The sequence below is a fragment of the Erwinia sp. CGal63 genome, assembly GCF_037026505.1.
GTDB lineage: Bacteria > Pseudomonadota > Gammaproteobacteria > Enterobacterales > Enterobacteriaceae > Erwinia.
Map to the genome: position 1 here is coordinate 40,043 of NZ_JAKUMN010000003.1, position 18,858 is coordinate 58,900.

Sequence of the window (18,858 nt, forward strand, 5' to 3'; positions counted from 1 at the left end):
AAATTTTAACGCCTCAATAACAACCTGCAGCCATAAGATTTTTATATACTGGACGCTCACAAGGAGAACGTTTATGTCCAGTAGTCGTACTCAGGCCCTGTCCGCCGCCTCGTTTTCTGAGGAGATCTGGCGAGGCACGCTGGCCACACTGCCCATTCTTATCGGCATTCTGCCCTTTGGACTTTTGCTTGGCGCTCAGGCGGCGCAAAAGGGCTTTTCCGTGTTTAACCTGACGTTGATGACCGGCCTGAACTTCGCCGGCGGTTCCGAGTTCGCCGCCATAGCGCTGTGGAGCTCGCCGCCGCATCTGCTGACTATTTTGATGGTCACGCTGCTGGTTAACAGTCGTCATCTGCTGATGGGCGCCGCGTTTGCGCCTTCCCTGGCGCATCTGCCGCCGCGTAAAGCGCTGTTGGCGCTGTTCGTGATGTGCGATGAAAGCTGGGCGATGGGCGTCGCGGATGTCGCCAGGCGCAAAGCGGCCGGGCTTTATCCCTCGTTCAGCACCGGTTTTTATGTTGGCGTGGCGGCGTCGCTCTGGTTCACCTGGGTTATCGCCACCAGTCTGGGCGTGGTCGTCGGGCCTGTGCTGGGCGATATTACGCGCTGGGGCTTTGATATGGCGTTTCCGGCGGTGTTTCTGGTGTTGTTGAAGGGCATGTGGAAAGGCCTGCGCTCCGGTTTGCCGTGGCTGGTGAGCCTGATTTGCGCGGGAACGACTTACCACTACTTTCCCGGCGCCGCCTATGTGCCGGTCGGCGCGGCGAGCGGCATCATCGCCATTCTTCTGCTGAACAGGAGAGTCTCGTGAGCCTGACCATTCTCACCATCGTTTTGATGGCCGCCACCACTTACCTGACGCGCATCGCAGGCTATCTGATCCTGCGCGACAGAATGCTCAGCGCACGCACCCGAGCCATTCTGGAAGCCGCGCCCGGCTGCGTGCTGATTACCGTTATCGCGCCGCATTTTGTCACCACCGAGCCGGCCAACCTGCTGGCGCTGGCCATTTCGCTGCTGGCGGCGATGCGCTTTTCCCTGCTGCCGGTGGTGATCATCAGCGTGGTTGCGACGGCGCTGTTACGCTATCTGCTTTAAAGCGGTTACACACTTTTTGCCGTTGCGGGTTTACCTTTTGGCATCCTGCTGCACACTTAACGGGACGCATTCAGCAAAGGAGCAAGACTATGTGGTATCAGCAAACTATTACCCTGAGCCCCAAATCCCGCGGTTTTCATCTGATAACGGAGGAGATAACGGGCGAAATGCGGCGGCTTGGCGATGTGCAGACAGGCCTGCTGCATCTGCTGCTACAGCACACGTCCGCGTCGCTGACGCTGAATGAAAACTGCGATCCTACGGTCAGAAGCGATATGGAAAACCATTTCCTGCGTCAGGTGCCGGAAAAGGCGAACTACGAGCACGACTACGAAGGCGCGGACGATATGCCTGCGCATATTAAATCCTCTTCGCTGGGCGTATCGCTGACGCTGCCGGTACACCGCGGCAAGCTGCTTCTGGGCACGTGGCAGGGCATCTGGCTGGGCGAGCATCGCAATCACGGCGGCAGCCGCCGCATTATCGCCACGTTACAGGGGGAATAATATGAACGTATCGGATCTTTTGTCCTACTGCATGGATAAATCCGGCGCTGAACAGGTTGTGCATAGCGACTGGAAGGCAACGCAGATCAAAGTGGACGACGTGATGTTCGCTATGGTGCACGAGGTTGATGGTCATCCCGCCGTGGCGCTGAAGACTTCGCCCGCGCTGGCGGAGCTGTTGCGGGAACAGCACGCTGATGTGGTGCCCAGCGCGCATCTGAATAAAACGCACTGGAGCACCGTGCTGCTGGATGGTTCGCTGAAAGATTCCCAGATCTACTATCTGATCGACGCTTCGCTACAGCAGGCGCTGGCGGCAAAAACCGCTTAGCGCCATCCAGACGTAAACAGGCCCGCAGGCTAAGCGCTGTCGGGCCTCAGGACGCGCAATCAGCCGCGCAGCGTGGCGATATCAATCACAAAGCGGTACTTCACATCGCTTTTCAGCATGCGCTCGTAGGCTTCGTTGATCTCATCCATCTTAATCATCTCGATATCCGAGATGATGTTGTGCTTACCGCAGAAATCCAGCATCTCCTGCGTCTCTTTGATGCCGCCAATCAGCGAGCCGGCAATGCTGCGGCGTTTGAAAATCAGGTTAAAGACCTGCGGTGACGGATGATCGTGCTCCGGCGCGCCGACCAGCGTCATATTGCCGTCGCGCTTCAGCAGGGTGATAAACGGGTTGAGGTCGTGCGGCGCAGCGACGGTATTGAGGATAAAGTCGAAGCTGTTGGCGTGCTGCGCCATCTGCTCAGGATCTTTAGAGATCACCACTTCATCCGCGCCCAGACGCTTGCCGTCTTCCACTTTAGAAGGGGAAGTGGTAAACAGCACGACGTGCGCGCCCATCGCATGTGCGATTTTCACGCCCATATGGCCCAGGCCGCCCAGCCCGACGATACCCACTTTCTTGCCCGGGCCGGCGCCCCAATGGTTCAGCGGTGAATAGGTGGTGATACCGGCGCACAGCAGCGGCGCGGCACCCGCGGGATCCAGATTTTCCGGCACGCGCAGCACGAAGTCTTCGTTAACGATAATCTGCGTGGAGTAACCGCCGTAGGTGATATCGCCGGTTTCGCGGTCTTCGCCGTTGTAAGTGCCGGTGAAGCCGTTTTCGCAATACTGCTCCAGATCTTCTTTACAGCTGTCGCAGGTGCGGCAGGAGTCGACCAGACAGCCGACCCCGACTAAATCGCCCACTTTATACTTGTGCGTGTGGCCACCCATAGCGGTGACGCGGCCGACGATTTCATGGCCTGGTACGACGGGAAAAATAGTGTTTTTCCACTCGTTGCGGGCCTGATGTAAATCGGAATGACAAACGCCGCAGTAAAGGATTTCAATCTGTACATCGTGCTCACGCAGTTCGCGCGGCTGAAATTCAAAAGGCGCGAGCTTAGCGTCGGCGCTTTTAGCGGCATAAGCATGTGTAATATTCATGGACTCTCCTGATAGTGGAATGGCGTATGCCTGAAGGCCCATTAAGGATAGTGGCGTTATCGGCACAGAAGTATGCCGGAACCTGTTTAAATCTTGCCTGATCCTGCAAATTTTGCGTTGAAATGACTAAAAACCAGCAGAAATAAGACAATTTTATTGCAGAAGCCGAAGAAAACGGCGAGAAAACGCAGAGGTGAAGAAGGCGCGGCCAGCCAGCCGTCCGCGCCTGAAGAGAAGATTATTTTTTCGCTAACAGCGGCTTAAGGAAGCGCGCGGTATGCGACTCCTTACACTCCGCCACCGTCTCCGGCGTACCGGAAACCAGGATTTGACCGCCGCCGCTGCCGCCTTCCGGCCCCAGGTCGACAATCCAGTCCGCGGTTTTAATCACGTCAAGGTTGTGCTCAATCACCACAATGGTGTTGCCCTGGTCGCGTAGCTGGTGCAGCACGGCAAGCAGCTGCTGGATATCCGCGAAGTGCAGACCTGTGGTCGGCTCGTCAAGGATATAGAGCGTCTGGCCGGTGCCGCGCTTCGACAGCTCGCGAGCCAGCTTGACGCGCTGCGCCTCGCCGCCGGAAAGCGTGGTGGCCGACTGGCCCAGGCGAATATAGGAAAGGCCCACGTCCATCAGCGTCTGCAGTTTGCGCGCCAGCGCAGGCACCGCGTCAAAGAACTCGCGCGCCTCTTCGATGGTCATCTCCAGCACCTGGTGAATGCTTTTGCCCTTGTACTTAATCTCCAGCGTCTCGCGGTTATAGCGCTTGCCCTTACACTGGTCGCACGGCACGTAAATATCCGGCAGAAAGTGCATTTCTACTTTGATTACGCCGTCGCCCTGGCAGGCTTCGCAGCGCCCACCGCGCACGTTGAAGCTGAAGCGGCCCGGCGTATAGCCGCGCGTACGCGCCTCCGGCACGCCCGCGAACAGCTCACGCACCGGCGTAAAGATGCCGGTGTAGGTCGCCGGGTTGGAGCGCGGTGTGCGACCGATCGGGCTCTGGTCGATATCGATAACCTTGTCGAAATGCTCCATGCCGGTGACTTCGCGATAGGGCGCAGGCTCGGCGATGGTGGCGCCGTTCAGCTGGCGCTGGGCTATCGGGAACAGCGTATCGTTGATCAGCGTGGATTTGCCGGAGCCGGAAACGCCGGTAATGCAGCTAAACAGGCCAACCGGCAGCGTCAGCGTCACATCTTTCAGGTTGTTACCCTTCGCACCGCTCAGCCTTAACACTTTGTTCGCATCCGCCTTCACGCGCTCTTCCGGCACCAGGATGCCGCGTTCGCCGCTCAGGTATTGCCCGGTCAGCGACTCTTTCACCGCCATGATATCGTCGACCGTGCCTTCGGCTACGACCTGGCCGCCGTGAACGCCAGCGCCCGGGCCGATATCGATCACGTGGTCAGCGGCGCGAATAGCGTCTTCATCGTGCTCGACCACAATAACGGTGTTGCCCAGATCGCGCAGGTGCACCAGCGTCTCCAGCAGACGCTCGTTATCGCGCTGATGCAGACCGATAGAAGGCTCATCCAGCACGTACATCACGCCTACCAGGCCCGCACCAATCTGGCTTGCCAGACGAATACGCTGCGCCTCGCCGCCTGACAGCGTTTCGGCGGAACGGGACATCGACAGATAGTTCAGGCCGACGTTGACCAGGAACTTCAGACGGTCGCCAATCTCCTTCAGCACTTTCTCGGCGATTTTGGCGCGCTGTCCGCTCAGCTTCATGTTCTGGAAGAATTCCATCGCATGGCCGATGCTCATATCGGAGATAGTCGGCAGCGTGGTGTTCTCGACATAGACGTGGCGCGCTTCGCGACGCAGGCGCGTGCCGTCACAGGTTGCGCAGGCGCGGTTGCTGATAAATTTCGCCAGATCCTCGCGCACCGCGTTGGATTCCGTCTCTTTATAGCGGCGCTCCATGTTATGCAGCACGCCTTCAAACGGATGACGGCGCACGGAAGTGTCGCCGCGATCGTTGATGTACTTGAACTCAATGCTCTCTTTGCCGGAGCCGTACAGAATGATTTTGCGAGCTTTATCGCTCAGCGAGTCAAACGGCGCTTCGACATCGAAATCCAGGTGCTCGGCCAGCGAGCGCAGCATCTGGAAGTAGTAGAAGTTGCGGCGATCCCAGCCGCGGATCGCGCCGCCGGCCAGCGACAGCTCCGGGTTCTGCACCACGCGGTCGGGATCGAAATATTGCTGCACGCCCAGGCCGTCGCAGGTTGGGCAGGCGCCCGCCGGGTTATTGAACGAGAACAGACGTGGTTCCAGTTCCGTCATGCTGTAGCCGCAGATCGGGCAGGCGAAGTTGGCGGAGAAGATCATCTCTTCCGCCTGGGCGTCGTCCATATCGGCGATAACGGCGGTGCCGCCGGAAAGCTCCAGCGCGGTTTCAAACGATTCCGCCAGGCGCTGTTTCAGATCTTCACGCACCTTAAAGCGATCCACCACCACTTCGATGGTGTGTTTTTTCTGCAGCTCCAGCTTTGGCGGATCGGAAAGATCGCAAACCTCGCCGTCGATGCGCGCGCGGATATAGCCCTGGGAAGCCAGGTTTTCCAGCGTTTTGGTATGCTCGCCCTTGCGCTCTTTGACGATAGGCGCCAGCAGCATCAGGCGGCGGCCTTCCGGCTCCGACAGCACGTTGTCCACCATCTGGCTGACCGTCTGCGCCGCCAGCGTGACGTCATGGTCAGGGCAGCGCGGCTCGCCCACGCGGGCAAACAGCAGGCGCAGGTAGTCGTGGATTTCCGTAATGGTGCCGACGGTGGAGCGCGGGTTATGCGAGGTCGATTTCTGTTCGATCGAAATGGCCGGCGAAAGTCCTTCGATATGATCGACGTCCGGTTTTTCCATCAGCGACAGAAACTGACGCGCATAGGCGGAAAGCGACTCCACGTAGCGGCGTTGTCCCTCGGCGTAGAGCGTATCGAACGCCAGCGACGATTTCCCCGACCCCGACAGGCCGGTGACGACGATCAGTTTGTCGCGAGGGATGATCAGGTTGATATTCTTCAGGTTATGGGTGCGCGCACCCCGTACTTCTATCTTATCCATTCACACTTCCCGGATTAACACGGACTCCACCATGCCTGCCCGGCACGGCCAGAATTAAGCCTGTTAGTATGGCACAAAAAAACCTGAATGGATATACAGTGTTTGCGTGTATAATAGACAGCAGACGGCTGACATCGCCGGACAGCGGGGCGGCGTTCGGCAATCCCGCTTCACTCGCCAGAGGAAATCTGTACGCGGAAAAAACCTTTTCGAGCCGGCTCGTAAACGCGGCGACCCGAGGTATAAACTGCGTCCCCGGCGTGTTAGAATTTGATCCTTAAGTTAAGAACATTTATCGGAGAGACGAACATGGCCAGCAGAGGCGTAAATAAAGTAATCCTGGTGGGAAATCTGGGTCAGGATCCGGAAGTCCGCTATATGCCGAACGGCGGCGCCGTTGCCAACATCACGCTGGCCACGTCCGAAAGCTGGCGTGACAAGCAGACCGGCGAAACCAAAGAGAAAACCGAATGGCACCGCGTTGTGCTGTTCGGCAAGCTGGCGGAAGTGGCGGGCGAATACCTGCGTAAAGGCTCTCAGGTTTATATCGAAGGCTCGCTGCAGACGCGCAAATGGACCGACCAGGCGGGCGTAGAGAAATACACCACCGAGGTCGTGGTCAACGTTGGCGGCACCATGCAGATGCTGGGCGGACGCCAGGGCGGCGGCGCGCCCGGCGGTCAGAGCCAGGGCAACAACAACGGCTGGGGCCAGCCGCAGCAGCCTCAGGGCGGCAACCAGTTCAGCGGCGGTCAGCAGCAGTCTCAGTCTCGTCCACAGCCGCAGCAGAGCAGCGCGCCGGCAGGCAACGAGCCGCCAATGGATTTCGACGACGATATCCCGTTCTGATTTGCCCGGCCAGCGGCCTGGCGCGAAGCAGCGAGTATCGCTAAAAACCCCGTGTAAACGGGGTTTTTTTATGGGTATCAGACAGGCGATTACCCCAGCGTGCTGGTAGAAAATCGCTGGCTTTTCACGTTTTCCGCCGCGCGCTTGCCCGCCAGGAAGGCATGATCCGAATTGTAGTACTCCCATTCGCTGTAACGGCCCGACAGGTGAATATCCTGCGTCAGCAGCCACTGGCGAATTAGCGCGACGTTGGCCTGGCGCTGATGATCATAAACCACGTAGGCGTAAGGCATATCGACCTCGCTGGCGGAAAGAATCGGATCATCGGCGCGGATCATGCCGACCCGAATGCAATCTTCCACGCAGCGGGCGATCAGCGCGTCGCCTTCCAGCGGCAAAGGCTGGGAGGCGCAGTAGCTAATCTCGCAGGTCAGGCCGAAGCCGTTCTCGGGGTTATTGTGCGGGCTGGCGTTGCCCTGCAGGAAGATACGGTGAAAAATCGTGTCGCCAGGATAGTAAATCCAGTGCTTCTCGCTAAGGTCGGCGCGGCCGATACCCAGGTTGACGCAACGCACCGACACATGGCGCAGCTGCCTGGCGGCAGTCTGTACGTTTTGTGGCGCTTCGTCGCCCATCAGCGCAATCAGCTCCGGCAGCGGCATAGTGTTAATTAGCTGCTCGTAACGATAGCTGCGGCCGTCTGCGAGCTGCGCGATGTGGGTTTGCGGCAAAATTTTCACGATGGCGGTATTGGTCTCCAGCCTGCATTTCAGATGCGGCAGAAAACCGGCCATCAGCGCCTGAAAACCGCCGCGCAGCGGATAGCCGAAGCGCGCGTTAGGCCCAACCGGCTTCGCCAGCGGTTCCAGCGCGCCGTCGATAATCTGCGCTAAATCCGGCAGCGGCACGCGACCGCCGAGCCATGAAGTTTCCATCTCGGTCAGCGGCACCTTCCAAAGTTTGTTGTTGTAGGGCAGCGCAAAATGGCGCGCGATGCCTTTTCCCCAGGTATGCAGGATAAACTGCTCGAAATTCTCCGGCTGGCTGGCGGTCAGCTCGCACGCCTCATCCGGTACCGAGCCGTCTGCGCAGCAGTCACGATGGCTCAGGCGGGTTTCCGTCCGGCGCAGATCTTTAGCGGCGGCGGCGTTCAGCGGCACCGTTTGCGCCTCGGGTTCGCCGTAGCGCGCTTCGATAGCGCCGAGAATACACTCTTTAATCACTGCCGCCGGAAGGCCATGCAGCGCGGACTGAAAAGGATAACGGGTATGCACGCCATCGCTGTAAACCCAGGCTTCCCGCTCCTGCCAGTGCAGGTTGTCCCCCAGTAGCATCTCGTACAGCTGCAGCACATAAGGGTCCTGAGAAAACATGATATGACCGGCGTAGTCAAAGGTGAAACCCGCCTGCTCGACGGAGCGGCACCAGCCGCCCGGCGTCGCGTTTTTCTCCAGCAGCACCGCGCCTTCGCCATAGTGATAGCCAGCGCTCAGTCCGGTCGGGCCCGCGCCGACAATCAGGCAGGAAACCGGCTCCGCTTCTTCCGGCTGAAGGCTGAACCAGGGGACATCCTGCGCCAGTGCCGACAAACCGGCGCCGTCGGCAGTTTCCCCGATGCGAGCGTCGATAGCCTGGTCGAGCAGCTCAGCCATGCGATCCGCCGTGCGGTCCCAGGAGGTTTCCGCCACTTTTGCCTGCATAGCGGCGGCCAGCGTTCGACGAGCGTCCGGCGTCAGCTTCAGCATTTTTTCACAGGCGTGGATAAAGGCGGCATGACCGGTGGCGATCTCGACCAGCCCAGCATAGTGTCGCTGCACGTCGGCGATAGCCGTACTGACAATCGGCAGGCGAGCCGCCATATATTCCAGCACCTTGGTCGGACTGATATAGCGAGTAGAGGCGTTCAGCGCGAAAGGCATCAGGCAGACGTCCCAGCCCGCCAGAAACTGCGGCAGCGCCTGATAGGGCTGCTGGCCGAACCAGTGAATATTGTCGCGCTGCGGCAGCGTCGCTGGATCGATTTTCACTACCGGCCCTACCATGACTATTTGCCATTCAGGATGGCTGTCGGCCAGTGCCGCAATCAGCGGCAAATCCATGCGTTCGTCGATAACGCCATAGTAGCCAAGGCGCAGCGGCGGCAGATTTGCCTGTAAAGGATGGCCGTTGCTGCGGTCCAGCGCCTGCTCGAAGTGTACTGCGTCAACGCTGCTGGGAAAGCAATAGACGTGCGGATGCTTGCTTTTCTTCGCCTCATAGAGGCTGGTGCCGCCGGTAAAGACCAGATCGGCCCGGCTCATCAGCGCGGATTCGCGCTGCTGCAGCTGGCGCGGCGCCAGATCGAACGCCGACAGCTCGTCCATGCAGTCGTAGATAATGGCGCGCGGCTTCAGGCCGGTAAGTAGAGGCAGCGCCATTGGCGTGTAGAACCAGACCAGCGGCTGGTCGCTATCGTCAATCAGGGTGGCGAGCAGCTGTTGCAGCGGCGCGATCTGGCTATCGTGAAAGCCGGGCGCGTGGACGTCGGTGTGCGGCTGGATCACCGTCACGTTAGGTGCCGGGCTGCTGGTGTGAATCTCTTCCGGCCCTGCCTGATAGATCGGTTCCTCGACGAAAAGAATGCGATAGTGCTGCGCGAGACGTGTCAGCAAATGCTGCGGACGCTGAAAGACAAAACCCCAACGCAGATGGCTGAATACGATCAGGACTGGCATTTTCATATTATTCTCCCGGGCTTCCCTGGCCGACACGATAAAGGAATGAAAACGGCGCATTGTTCGCTGCGCCAGGAGCAGAGCATGGTCATAAGGGTGCTGTAGCTGACGAGCGTTGGGATCGGGGCAGTGTCGGTCAAGATCCCATAATCCGCTGCGGGTCCAGAAGGTCAGATCCTCCCAGAGCGGCCGGTCGATAATGGGGTAAAGGCAGACGCCGGTGATCTCCACGTCCGCCAGCCGCGCCTGGGCCACCTGGGCGGCGATCTCCGCGATCCAGGCGCCGCGTCCGCTGCCGACATGGCTGGTTTCCGCCAGCAACAGCGGCCGCTGATAGCGCTGATGCAGCGTCGTCAGCAGCTCGTGCAGCGGCTTGCGGCGCGGATCGCCAAGATGCCAGTAAAGCCGACGACCGGAAAATGCTTCCCATTGATTGTCGTGGTAATAGTTGACGCCGATCAGATCCAGATAGTGGGGAGCGCCGCCCAGCGCAGGCTCGCAGCGGCCTGCAATCATGTCCCACGCCTGATGTTGCGATTCGGTCATCCCCTGGGCGACCTCATGACAAACCGCGCTATCCTCATCGGCGATAACATAGATCAGCGGATCGCAGTGCAGGAAACGCGCGCGCGGATCGGCTTGCCGGATGGCGTCGCAGGCTGCCAGCGTGGCGCGCACCAGCTGCCGCTTGGCGGCAAGCGCCCGGTCGGTTTCCGGGCCATCGGCGCAGGCGAACAGGCCCACCGAAATGCCCCAGCTAAGAAAAGAGATCTCATTCATCGGCGCGTAGATCGGCGCCTCGGATTCCGCATAAAAAGGCGCGAGAAAAGCCGCTAGCGAGCCGCAAAAAGCCGCGAAGCTGCTGACAAATTCGCTGGAAAAAAGAGTAAGAAACGCCGGCCAGCCGTAGTGGCAAACAGTCCAGGAGATTTGAATATCATGCTCGCGCGCGGCCTGCATACGCAGCGCCACCGAGGTAAAGTCATAGCCTTGCGCCGTTTCCGCCAGCCGCCAGCCCACGCTCTCACGTACGGTCGAGATATGAAAACGCTTCAGCCGCGCATAATCCTGGCGCGCCTGCTGCAGGTGGTCGGTAATAGCGTTCATCGACAGGCGCACGCCCTGAGGATTAACGTGATCGGCTCCTTCGTAACCGGCCTGCCAAAAACTGCGAAATAGCGCCATTTAAAAATTCCCTTGCCGTTTTGAAGAGAAAATTTTTCCGCCAGCATCGGTCTGCAGACGGCTGGATAAAAATGCTGCTATGCAGGCTAACCGCGATTGGCCTGAAAAGGTTTTCCGCGCCGTAAGATCGGCGATATCCGCCGGAAGTCGGCGAAAACGGATGGCTGTGAAGGTCGTGAGAAGCAAGAGAAACGGCGGTCGGACGTTCGTCGCGTCGGCGGCGGGTGCGCAGCCAGACGGCGAAACTTTGTACTGAGTATAGCCAGCATCAGAAAAGCAAACGTGATTTCCGTCCGTTTCGGGAAAATAGTCGCCTTAAAAGCGCGCTAAACTTTAGCCGGACGAAGAGGCGGGCAGAAAACCGCGCCGCTTTTGACAAAGCGAATAACGGGAGCGCGACATGACGAAACATCAGCAGGCTGGAACCTTAAGAGGCGCATCGCCGTTTATTCCGGACTGCGTGCTGAAAGACGTGGCCTTGCCAAACGGCATCCGACTACGCGTCGCTATCATGGGGCAGGGCAAGCCGCTGGTGCTGCTGCACGGCCATCCGCAAAACCATCTGGTCTGGCGAAAGATCGCGCCCGAACTGAGCCGGCACTTCACGGTGATCATGCCGGATCTGCGCGGCTACGGCGACAGCGATAAGCCCGATGGCGATACCGGGCTGTACGCCAAAAAAGCGATGGCGCAAGATATCGCGCAGCTGATGAGCGAGCTGGGCTACCAGCGATTTGCCTTTGTTGGCCACGATCGCGGCGGACGAGTCGGACACCGGCTGGCGCTTGATTATCCTGAGAGGCTGGAACGCTGCGTGTTTATCGATATCGCGCCGACCGCCACCATGTACGCACAAACCAATAAAGAGTTCGCCACGCGCTATTTCTGGTGGTTCTTTCTGATCCAACCCGCGCCGCTGCCGGAGAAGATGATCGGCAGCGATCCCGCTTTCTTCCTGGAAAAACATATCGCGGGCCAGCTGAAAACGCCCGGCGCCACGGAGCCGGAAATTTTTGCCGACTATCTGCGCTGTTATCAAAATCCGGCAATGATCCATGCGGCCTGCGAAGATTATCGCGCGTCAGCGACCATCGATCTGGCGGACGACGCCGCGGACAGTGATAAACGCATTGGCTGTCCGCTGCTGCTGCTGTGGGGCGAAAAAGGCACGGTCGGCCAGCTTTATGACGTAGTCGCCACGTGGCGGGAAAAAGCCGATAACGTTAGCGGCGAGGCGTTGCCGTGCGGTCATTCGCCGCAGGAAGAGGTGCCGGAAAAGACGCTGGCGACGCTGCTGCCGTTTTTAACCGCAGCGGGCTGAAGCGCTCAGCTTAAACGAATGCCTGCGTCGATCATAAACTGCGCGCCGGTACAGCCTCGCGCATCGTCAGAAGCGACGAACAGCGCCATCGCGGCGACGTCACGGCCCAGTAAGGTGATTTTCAAAGGCTGCGTCGCCAGAATCTCCGCCTGCGCTTCTGGCGTGCGCCACAGTGCCAGCTGCCTCGGCGTGGCGATAGCGCCGGGCAGCAGGCAGTTCACGCGGATACCGTACTCGCCCAGCTCGCGGGTCAGCGTCTGATTCAATCCTACGATGGCGGCTTTCGCGGTGGTATAGCCGACCATGCCTGGTCTTCCTCTCATAAATGCGGTGGAACTGGTCAGAATAATATTGCCCGATTGCTGCTGGCGCATGATTTCCGCCGCCGCCTGGCTGGCGAAGAACTGATGATCCAGATTGACCGCCAGCCGATCGCGCCAGTATTCCGGCTTAACGGCAAAAAGATCGTGGCGATCGTCGTTGGCGGCATTGTTAATCAGCACATCCAGCGCGCCTTCCTGCATGGCGATATGGTGGATCAGCGTTCGCAGCGTCTCGCCGTCACGTAAATCGCAATAGTGGTAAGTCGCGTTAAGCTGGCGCGCCAGCGCTTCGCCGCCGCGATCGATATCCAAAAAGTGGACGCGGCTGCGCTGCTGTGTGAAAGCGGCAACCAGATCCGCGCCGATGCCGCTGGCGCCGCCGGTAATCACTACGGTTTTATCCTCCAGGCTGGCGTAGCGGGTATAAGCGTCATCGATCATTAAGCGTTTCTCCTGTGGAAAAAACGAGGATATAAAAATAAGCGCAGCGGCAGGCGCCCAATTATTGCTGCTGTTTGGCGCAACTTAATAAAATCGTAGCTTATTTAGCTGCCACAGCGTTTAAACAGCGCGGCAAAATCAGGTCAGCGGAAAAAATATAAAAAATAAACATTGCTTAACTGACTCAGGCATGACTTAATAGCGTCATCGGTTTGGAATACAGACCTTATGAAAGCAGTTTTAGTAAAGCAGTCCTCAGCGCAAGCGTTATCCAACGATATCCTTCCTCCTGATCTTCTTCTAAGCGCCCAATAAGTTATGCTCTGGAAACAGGCCTTCACGCCCATTTAAGCGGCTAAAAATTAAGGAAATATCAATGTCTGGTAAAATGACTGGTTTAGTAAAATGGTTCAACGCGGATAAAGGTTTCGGCTTTATCGCTCCGCAGGACGGCAGCAAAGACGTATTTGTACATTTCTCTGCTATCCAGGGTAATGATTACAAAACGCTGGACGAAGGTCAGAAGGTTGAATTCACCATTGAAAATGGTGCGAAAGGCCCTTCAGCTGCTAACGTTGTTGCGCTGTAATATTACTTTCATTATTCCGCTATAATATGTCTGAGCTTACGATAGCGATGAAGGCAACAGCCTGAGCAGTTAAGCACGAAACAGATTACAGCGATAAAACCCGCCTTCGAGCGGGTTTTTTTATGCCTGAAAAGTAGCCCTTTTTAACGGTCGGATAAGGCTGTAATCCCTTCAGCTTCGCCAGCCCAGCCGCGCCACAATCGCCCGACGGTAGGCGGTGTCAATCTGCTGCGGAACCCGGCTGATATAATCTCTGGCATGTTCGCGCGTGTCGCCTTCCAGGCCGTCGAGCCACGCCAGCGCAGCCTGCAAAGAGGGCACGCGGTTTTCGATATGGTCGCAGCGCGGCGGCAGGCCCGTCCAGATTACCGCATCGATATTTCGCGCCTGTGCCCACTCAGCCAGCATGCCAACGGGCTGCTCGGTGACAATCAGCGAGCCGATGCCGTCGATACGCTTTTCCGGAATCGCCTCGCGCTCTTTTAACAGCGCACAGGCCGTTGCCAGATCGTCGACGGCAAGCCACGCCCAGAGCACGGGGACAGGCTCGGCGTTGAGAGAAACGGCGGTCGCCAGCTCGCCGCCGTCGCTGATACGGGTAAACTCTATCGGCACTAACGGGCCATCCTGATGCCATTTTCCCTCAACCGGCAGCGCGCCCGGCTTCCAGATAAGCGATCCCCAACCCAGGCAGGCAATTCTCATTTTTTTATCCTTAAGCAGTCGCATCCGATAACTATGGCCTGGTCTGTGGACGCCTGCCAGAACGATAAAATCGCCAATGGCCGAAACGCGGTGAGCGAAGCGGCGTCAACCCGCCTGGATCATCAGCGTGTCGGCGCTGAACGAGCCGTCCGGCTGAACGGCGAAATGCTCTTTCACGCTGTCCGAAGCTTTTTCCTGCAGCAGTCGGATCGCCTGAGCCAGCGTCTGCGGCGTTTGCATTCGTTCGATCCAGCTACGGAACTCCAGATCCAGACGATCGACAACCAGCCGATCCACAAACAGGCCGCTTTGATTGATCATCGACAGCCATTCGCCCTGTGAGTAGTCCCGTACATGCGAAGGATCGCGCAGCATCTCTACCGTTTGCAGCCAGACATCCAGCACGGGCTGACCAGGTGAAACCATATCCATCAGGATAAATTTACCGCCCGGCTTCAGGACGCGTTTGATTTCGCGCAGCGCCAGCCCGACATCGTGCCAGTGATGCGCCGAATAGCGGCTGATCGCCACGTCAAAGCTGGCATCCGCGAAAGGCAGCGCCTCCGCCGGGCCGTGAGCGGTAGTGAGATTGGTTAATCCGCGTTCGCTGGCGGCCTGGCGCACCACGGCCAGCATTTTTTCCGATAAATCGTAAGCGGTCACCTGCGCGACTTTATCCGCCGCAGCAAAGCTGGCGTGGCCTGCGCCGCAGCCAATGTCCAACAGTCTGGCGTGCGCATCGCCGTTCAGCCATTCGCGCAGCCTCTGCAGATCCGCGCCCTGCGCATGAACGTTGCTGCTCAGGTAGGCCTGCGCGCGATCGCCGAACTGACTTTCTACCAATACTTCATGACTGTTTTTCATGGTAAGACGCCTTTTTCTATGGAGTGTTTGCGGACTATACGACCGAGCTTAAACAGGTACAATATGGGCAGTTATACTGGTATCAGGAGTGCCTCCCATGCAGCAGACACCGCTTTCCGGCCCAAAGGCGCTGGGCAATTTTTTACGCAGCCAGCGGGAAAACACCTCGCCGGAAAAGCTCGGCCTGCCGGTTGCCGCCAGAAGAAGAACCAAAGGATTGCGGCGTGAAGAAGTGGCGCTGCTCAGCGGTATCAGCACTACCTGGTACACGTGGATAGAGCAGGGCAGAGAGATTGTGGTATCGGCGCAAACGCTGGCGAATATCGCCGCCACGCTGCAAATGAAGCCCATTGAGCGTGACTATCTGTTCCGGCTGGCGCAGCAGAGCGACCCGCAGGAGGAAGCGGTGCCGGGCGTAGAGGAAGCGGTACTGGCGGCGGTGCACCAGGTCAGCGATCCCTGTTATCTGCTCGATCTGACCTGGACAATGCTGGCATGGAACAAGCCTGCGGCGATGCTGTTTCAGGGCTGGCTGGAAACGGATGCGCGACCGAATATGATGGCCTTTATGTTCACGCATCCGCTGGCGCAAAGCCTGGTAATGGACTGGGAAGGGCGAGCGAAAAGAATAGTGGCGGAGCTGCGTGCGGACAGCATGCACTATCCGCACGATCGCGAGCTGAACGCTTTTATCAGCCGAATGCAGGAGAACGAGCGTTTTCGGGCCTTCTGGTCGCTGCAGCAGGTGATCGTCAGGGAAGGCGGCGAGCGCGTCTTTCTGCATAAGCAACAGGGTGAACTGCGCTATCGCCATCTTAGCTGGCAGCTTAGCAGCAACCGCTCGCTGAAGATGATTATGCTCATCCCGGACGAAAGGCGTCCACTCGTCTGACTGCCCGGCGGCCGCGGCAAACTGGTCGATCGTATAAGACAGGGTTTGCCGTCAGCGGACGTCATCATAAAGCAGCTAACAGCCTGTCCGTCGCTCAGAGCTATCCTGGCGATACCTGCCGGAGAAGTTACAAGCTTTTATCGCTTTTCTGCGCGGCCGGGGCGGCGCGTAAAAATCAGGCGTGTTTAATCTGCGGCTCGCAGACTATCGGGAAGTTCAGCGAATTGGCGATAAAGCATTGCTCGTGCGCTTTATGATGCAGCGCTTTCGCCAGCTCAATGTCATCGCCTGCGCGCAGCGTAATCTGCGGCCTAAGAAGGATTTGCGTAAAGCGACCCTGCCTGGCTTCCATCATCGTGCCTTCCGCTTTATCAAGATAGCTTTCCACGCTGATGCCCGCTTCGGCGCACAGGTGCAGATACCAGAGTTTATGGCAGGCGGAAGCAGAGGCCAGCAGCATCTCTTCCGGATTCCAGCGGCTGGCGTTGCCCAGGAAAGCGGGATCGGAAGAACCGGCGATCGCCGTCTTGGCTTCCGCCAGCACGTTGAACTCACGATCGTAAGCTTTGTAACTCTCCGTGCCTTGCCCTTTATTGCCCGTCCACTCCACGGTGACGTGGTAGCGATGCTCGCGATCTGCCATAGCGATTTTCCTGTTAGCGCTGTTTAAGAAGCGGAAGATTAACGAGTTTTTTTCATTTTACCCAGTAGAGGCATAAAAAAATGCTCCCGGCTTTTTGCAGAGAGCATCGATAAAACGCGAGCTGGCGCGGCTCCGGCCAGAAAGAGGAGGGCGAAAAATCAGATTAAGCCTTCCGCCTTCAGCGCGGCCTGTACGGCAGGACGCTGCGCAAGATTGGTCATATAGCGTTGGATAGCAGGCCATTTACCCAAATCAAAATCCACAAACCTGCTCCAGTTGAGCACTGTGATCAGATAGGCGTCGGCGATAGTAAAATGTTTGCCGTTCAGCGTGGTTTTTTCGCCCAGCGCTTCGGCCAGCCACTCCAGACGGCGCGTAAGCTGTGCGACAACGGCCTCTCTCCATTCGCCTTTTACCGCCGGATTGAATAGCGTTCCCAGCGTTTTATGCAGCTCGGTAGAGATAAAGCTCATCCATTCCAGTACCTCATAGCGCGCTTCGCCTTCCGCCGGAAGCAGGTTGCTTTCCGGTTTTAAATCGGCCAGATATTGCGAAATCACTACGCCTTCGGTGAGGATTTTTCCGTTATCCAGCGCCAGCGCAGGCACATAGCCTTTGCTGTTGATGGTGAAAAAATCTTTGCCGCCGCTGGTGGTTTTGGTTTGCAGATCCACCGATTCCAGCTCGTGCGGCAGGCCAGCTTCATGCAGGATAATATGCTGCGTCAGCGAGCAGGCGCCGGGACAATAATAGAGTTTCATATTCTTCCTTAAACGTGGGTAATGGTCTGATGACGTTACCCGTTCCGCTCAAGCAGAACAAGTACTTACCTCATTGTTAGTGGGCAAACCAGCCCGATCCATCCTGTTGGTAAAAGCCGCTTCGGCATCCTCTGGCGGCATCCTCAGCGCAAATAATACGCCCGTCTTTTTAATTTCCCTCCGTCACTAATTTGTAAGTTAATCGTAACGATCCATATTTTTATCTTAAAAGTGTAACCAGAAATAAACATTCCGCTCCTATATTGGCCTTCCAAAAAGAGGGGAGTCTGATGCGTAGCTGGAATGAACCTGTCAAAAATAAAGCCCATATTGAATTGATCCCGATGATTGACGTGATGATGTTTCTGCTGGTGTTTTTTGTGCTGATCAGCCTGAACGTCATTCCCTCGCAGGGCCTGAAAACCCAGCTGCCGGGCGCGGCCAGCGCGCAGCAGCTAAAACCGCAGCAGCACGCCATCGTTACCCTGGGCGATAACAATCGCCTGGAGCTGGATGGTGAACCGGTGACGCCGGAGACGCTGGTCAGCCAGCTGCGGTCACGCGGCGAGCAGAAAACCTCGATTGTGCTGAACAGCGATAAAAATGTGCCGGTCGAGCGGCTGATTGCGGTGATGGACAGCCTGCGCCAGGGCGGCTTTACCGCTATCTCTATCGCGACACGGAAGCTGTGATATGTATGCCGTTTACCGTTTCCGTCATGTTTTCAGCTGGCTGCCTGTGATGATGGCAGCGGGCTGGATGCTGATGAATCAGCATACCGCGCTTTCCATCAAGCCTCGCTATGACGACTCCACGATGGAGCTGGCGCTGGTGGAGCCGCCGCAGCCCGTAGCCGAAACGCCGCAGCCGGAACCAGAACCGGAAACGCAGCCGCAGCCGGAGCCAGAACCGCAGCCGGAAGTGACGGCGCCTTCGCCTGAACCCGTTGCGCCGCCGCCGAAGCCCAAACCGGCGCCAAAACCAAAAACCAAACCGACACCGGAACCAAAGCGCGTTAATAAAGCCGCTAAACCGGCCGAAACGTCTCAGCCCGTACGTCGTCCAACCGCTGCCGTACCGGTTGCCGCCGCGCCAAAACCCGCCGCGCCGCGCGTCAACAATGCCGCTATCGAAAACGGCTGGGTAGCAGGATTACGCAGCGATCTGGAGGCGCAAAAACGCTATCCGACCGGGCGCCAGGCCTCACTGGAGCGGCCGGAAGGCAGCGTAGAGATCTGGCTGGAGGTCGATCGCAGCGGACGCGTGCTGGCTTCCGGCATCAGCAGCAAAGCCCGCAGCATGCTGCTGAATCGCGCGGCAACGAACAGTCTGCAAAGCATTCGCCAGGTGAAGCCGTTCCCGACCGACGCCTTCGCCGGACAAAACAGCCGGCGCTTTACCGCCACGCTGAATTATCGGGCGCCGTAATCGCCCAACATTCATACACGGGAAAA

18 protein-coding genes are annotated in these 18,858 nt (G+C 58.0%); 10 read left to right on the forward strand and 8 right to left on the reverse strand.

Annotation, left to right across the window (positions count from 1 at the left end; all coding sequences use genetic code 11):
* The first annotated feature begins 73 nt into the window (after window positions 1–73).
* The 4 genes from MKZ79_RS11455 to MKZ79_RS11470 all read left to right on the forward strand — a co-directional run bounded on the left by MKZ79_RS11455 (window position 74) and on the right by MKZ79_RS11470 (window position 1,935).
* On the forward strand, window positions 74–811 hold the full coding sequence (locus tag MKZ79_RS11455; RefSeq protein ID WP_336142290.1) for an AzlC family ABC transporter permease: 738 nt from the start codon (window positions 74–76) through the stop codon (window positions 809–811).
* Window positions 808–1,098, forward strand: a complete 291-nt coding sequence (locus MKZ79_RS11460) for an AzlD family protein (RefSeq protein ID WP_336142293.1) — start codon at window positions 808–810, stop codon at window positions 1,096–1,098. Before MKZ79_RS11455 ends, MKZ79_RS11460 begins: the two co-directional genes overlap by 4 nt.
* An 89-nt stretch (window positions 1,099–1,187) precedes the next feature.
* A complete protein-coding gene (locus tag MKZ79_RS11465) occupies window positions 1,188–1,604 on the forward strand; it encodes a secondary thiamine-phosphate synthase enzyme YjbQ (protein WP_336142295.1) in 417 nt (138 codons plus the stop codon).
* A gap of 1 nt (window position 1,605) precedes the next feature.
* The gene (locus MKZ79_RS11470; RefSeq protein WP_336142298.1) at window positions 1,606–1,935 is read left to right on the forward strand and encodes an MmcQ/YjbR family DNA-binding protein; all 330 of its coding nucleotides are present in this window, start codon (window positions 1,606–1,608) and stop codon (window positions 1,933–1,935) included.
* Window positions 1,936–1,994: 59 nt separating this feature from the next.
* Here MKZ79_RS11470 and MKZ79_RS11475 read toward each other — a convergent pair whose 3' ends face one another.
* Together MKZ79_RS11475 and uvrA are read right to left on the reverse strand one after the other, a co-directional pair.
* Entirely contained in the window at window positions 1,995–3,047 is a 1,053-nt protein-coding gene (locus MKZ79_RS11475; RefSeq protein ID WP_336142300.1) for an NAD(P)-dependent alcohol dehydrogenase, read from the reverse strand.
* A gap of 238 nt (window positions 3,048–3,285) precedes the next feature.
* Window positions 3,286–6,117: an excinuclease ABC subunit UvrA gene (gene uvrA, locus MKZ79_RS11480; protein WP_336142301.1), complete on the reverse strand. Its 2,832-nt coding sequence runs from the start codon at window positions 6,115–6,117 to the stop codon at window positions 3,286–3,288.
* A gap of 309 nt (window positions 6,118–6,426) precedes the next feature.
* Here uvrA and MKZ79_RS11485 point away from each other — a divergent pair, with 309 nt between their 5' ends.
* Window positions 6,427–6,966, forward strand: coding sequence for a single-stranded DNA-binding protein (locus tag MKZ79_RS11485; RefSeq protein WP_336142303.1), 540 nt, complete (start codon window positions 6,427–6,429; stop codon window positions 6,964–6,966).
* A gap of 89 nt (window positions 6,967–7,055) precedes the next feature.
* Here MKZ79_RS11485 and MKZ79_RS11490 read toward each other — a convergent pair whose 3' ends face one another.
* A complete protein-coding gene (locus tag MKZ79_RS11490; protein ID WP_336142308.1) occupies window positions 7,056–10,865 on the reverse strand; it encodes an NAD(P)-binding protein in 3,810 nt (1,269 codons plus the stop codon).
* Window positions 10,866–11,265: 400 nt separating this feature from the next.
* Here MKZ79_RS11490 and MKZ79_RS11495 point away from each other — a divergent pair, with 400 nt between their 5' ends.
* Entirely contained in the window at window positions 11,266–12,186 is a 921-nt protein-coding gene (locus MKZ79_RS11495) for an alpha/beta fold hydrolase (protein ID WP_336142311.1), read from the forward strand.
* Between the two features lie 5 nt (window positions 12,187–12,191).
* Here the strand turns inward: MKZ79_RS11495 and MKZ79_RS11500 are convergent, their stop codons facing one another.
* Window positions 12,192–12,950 carry an SDR family NAD(P)-dependent oxidoreductase gene (locus MKZ79_RS11500; RefSeq protein WP_336142314.1) on the reverse strand — a complete coding sequence of 253 codons (759 nt, stop codon included), beginning with the start codon at window positions 12,948–12,950 and terminating at the stop codon, window positions 12,192–12,194.
* 376 nt (window positions 12,951–13,326) lie between these two features.
* Between MKZ79_RS11500 and cspE the strand changes: the two genes are divergently transcribed.
* Complete coding sequence (cspE, locus tag MKZ79_RS11505) at window positions 13,327–13,539, forward strand: transcription antiterminator/RNA stability regulator CspE (protein WP_336142317.1); 213 nt, start codon at window positions 13,327–13,329, stop codon at window positions 13,537–13,539.
* Window positions 13,540–13,710: 171 nt separating this feature from the next.
* Here the strand turns inward: cspE and MKZ79_RS11510 are convergent, their stop codons facing one another.
* Together MKZ79_RS11510 and MKZ79_RS11515 are read right to left on the reverse strand one after the other, a co-directional pair.
* Window positions 13,711–14,244 carry a hypothetical protein gene (locus MKZ79_RS11510; RefSeq protein WP_336142320.1) on the reverse strand — a complete coding sequence of 178 codons (534 nt, stop codon included), beginning with the start codon at window positions 14,242–14,244 and terminating at the stop codon, window positions 13,711–13,713.
* Between the two features lie 105 nt (window positions 14,245–14,349).
* A complete protein-coding gene (locus tag MKZ79_RS11515; protein ID WP_336142323.1) occupies window positions 14,350–15,108 on the reverse strand; it encodes a class I SAM-dependent methyltransferase in 759 nt (252 codons plus the stop codon).
* A 97-nt stretch (window positions 15,109–15,205) separates the two neighbouring features.
* Here MKZ79_RS11515 and MKZ79_RS11520 point away from each other — a divergent pair, with 97 nt between their 5' ends.
* The gene (locus MKZ79_RS11520; protein WP_336142324.1) at window positions 15,206–16,000 is read left to right on the forward strand and encodes a helix-turn-helix transcriptional regulator; all 795 of its coding nucleotides are present in this window, start codon (window positions 15,206–15,208) and stop codon (window positions 15,998–16,000) included.
* A 175-nt stretch (window positions 16,001–16,175) separates the two neighbouring features.
* Here MKZ79_RS11520 and MKZ79_RS11525 read toward each other — a convergent pair whose 3' ends face one another.
* Both MKZ79_RS11525 and gstA read right to left on the reverse strand, forming a co-directional pair.
* Window positions 16,176–16,643, reverse strand: coding sequence for an OsmC family protein (locus MKZ79_RS11525; protein ID WP_336142325.1), 468 nt, complete (start codon window positions 16,641–16,643; stop codon window positions 16,176–16,178).
* Between the two features lie 158 nt (window positions 16,644–16,801).
* The gene (gene gstA / locus MKZ79_RS11530) at window positions 16,802–17,404 is read right to left on the reverse strand and encodes a glutathione transferase GstA (RefSeq protein ID WP_336142326.1); all 603 of its coding nucleotides are present in this window, start codon (window positions 17,402–17,404) and stop codon (window positions 16,802–16,804) included.
* Between the two features lie 290 nt (window positions 17,405–17,694).
* On the opposite strand from gstA, the gene MKZ79_RS11535 reads away from it, so the two are divergent.
* On the forward strand, window positions 17,695–18,096 hold the full coding sequence (locus tag MKZ79_RS11535; RefSeq protein WP_336142328.1) for an ExbD/TolR family protein: 402 nt from the start codon (window positions 17,695–17,697) through the stop codon (window positions 18,094–18,096).
* A 1-nt stretch (window position 18,097) separates the two neighbouring features.
* The gene (locus MKZ79_RS11540) at window positions 18,098–18,832 is read left to right on the forward strand and encodes an energy transducer TonB family protein (RefSeq protein WP_336142333.1); all 735 of its coding nucleotides are present in this window, start codon (window positions 18,098–18,100) and stop codon (window positions 18,830–18,832) included.
* Window positions 18,833–18,858 lie beyond the last annotated feature (26 nt).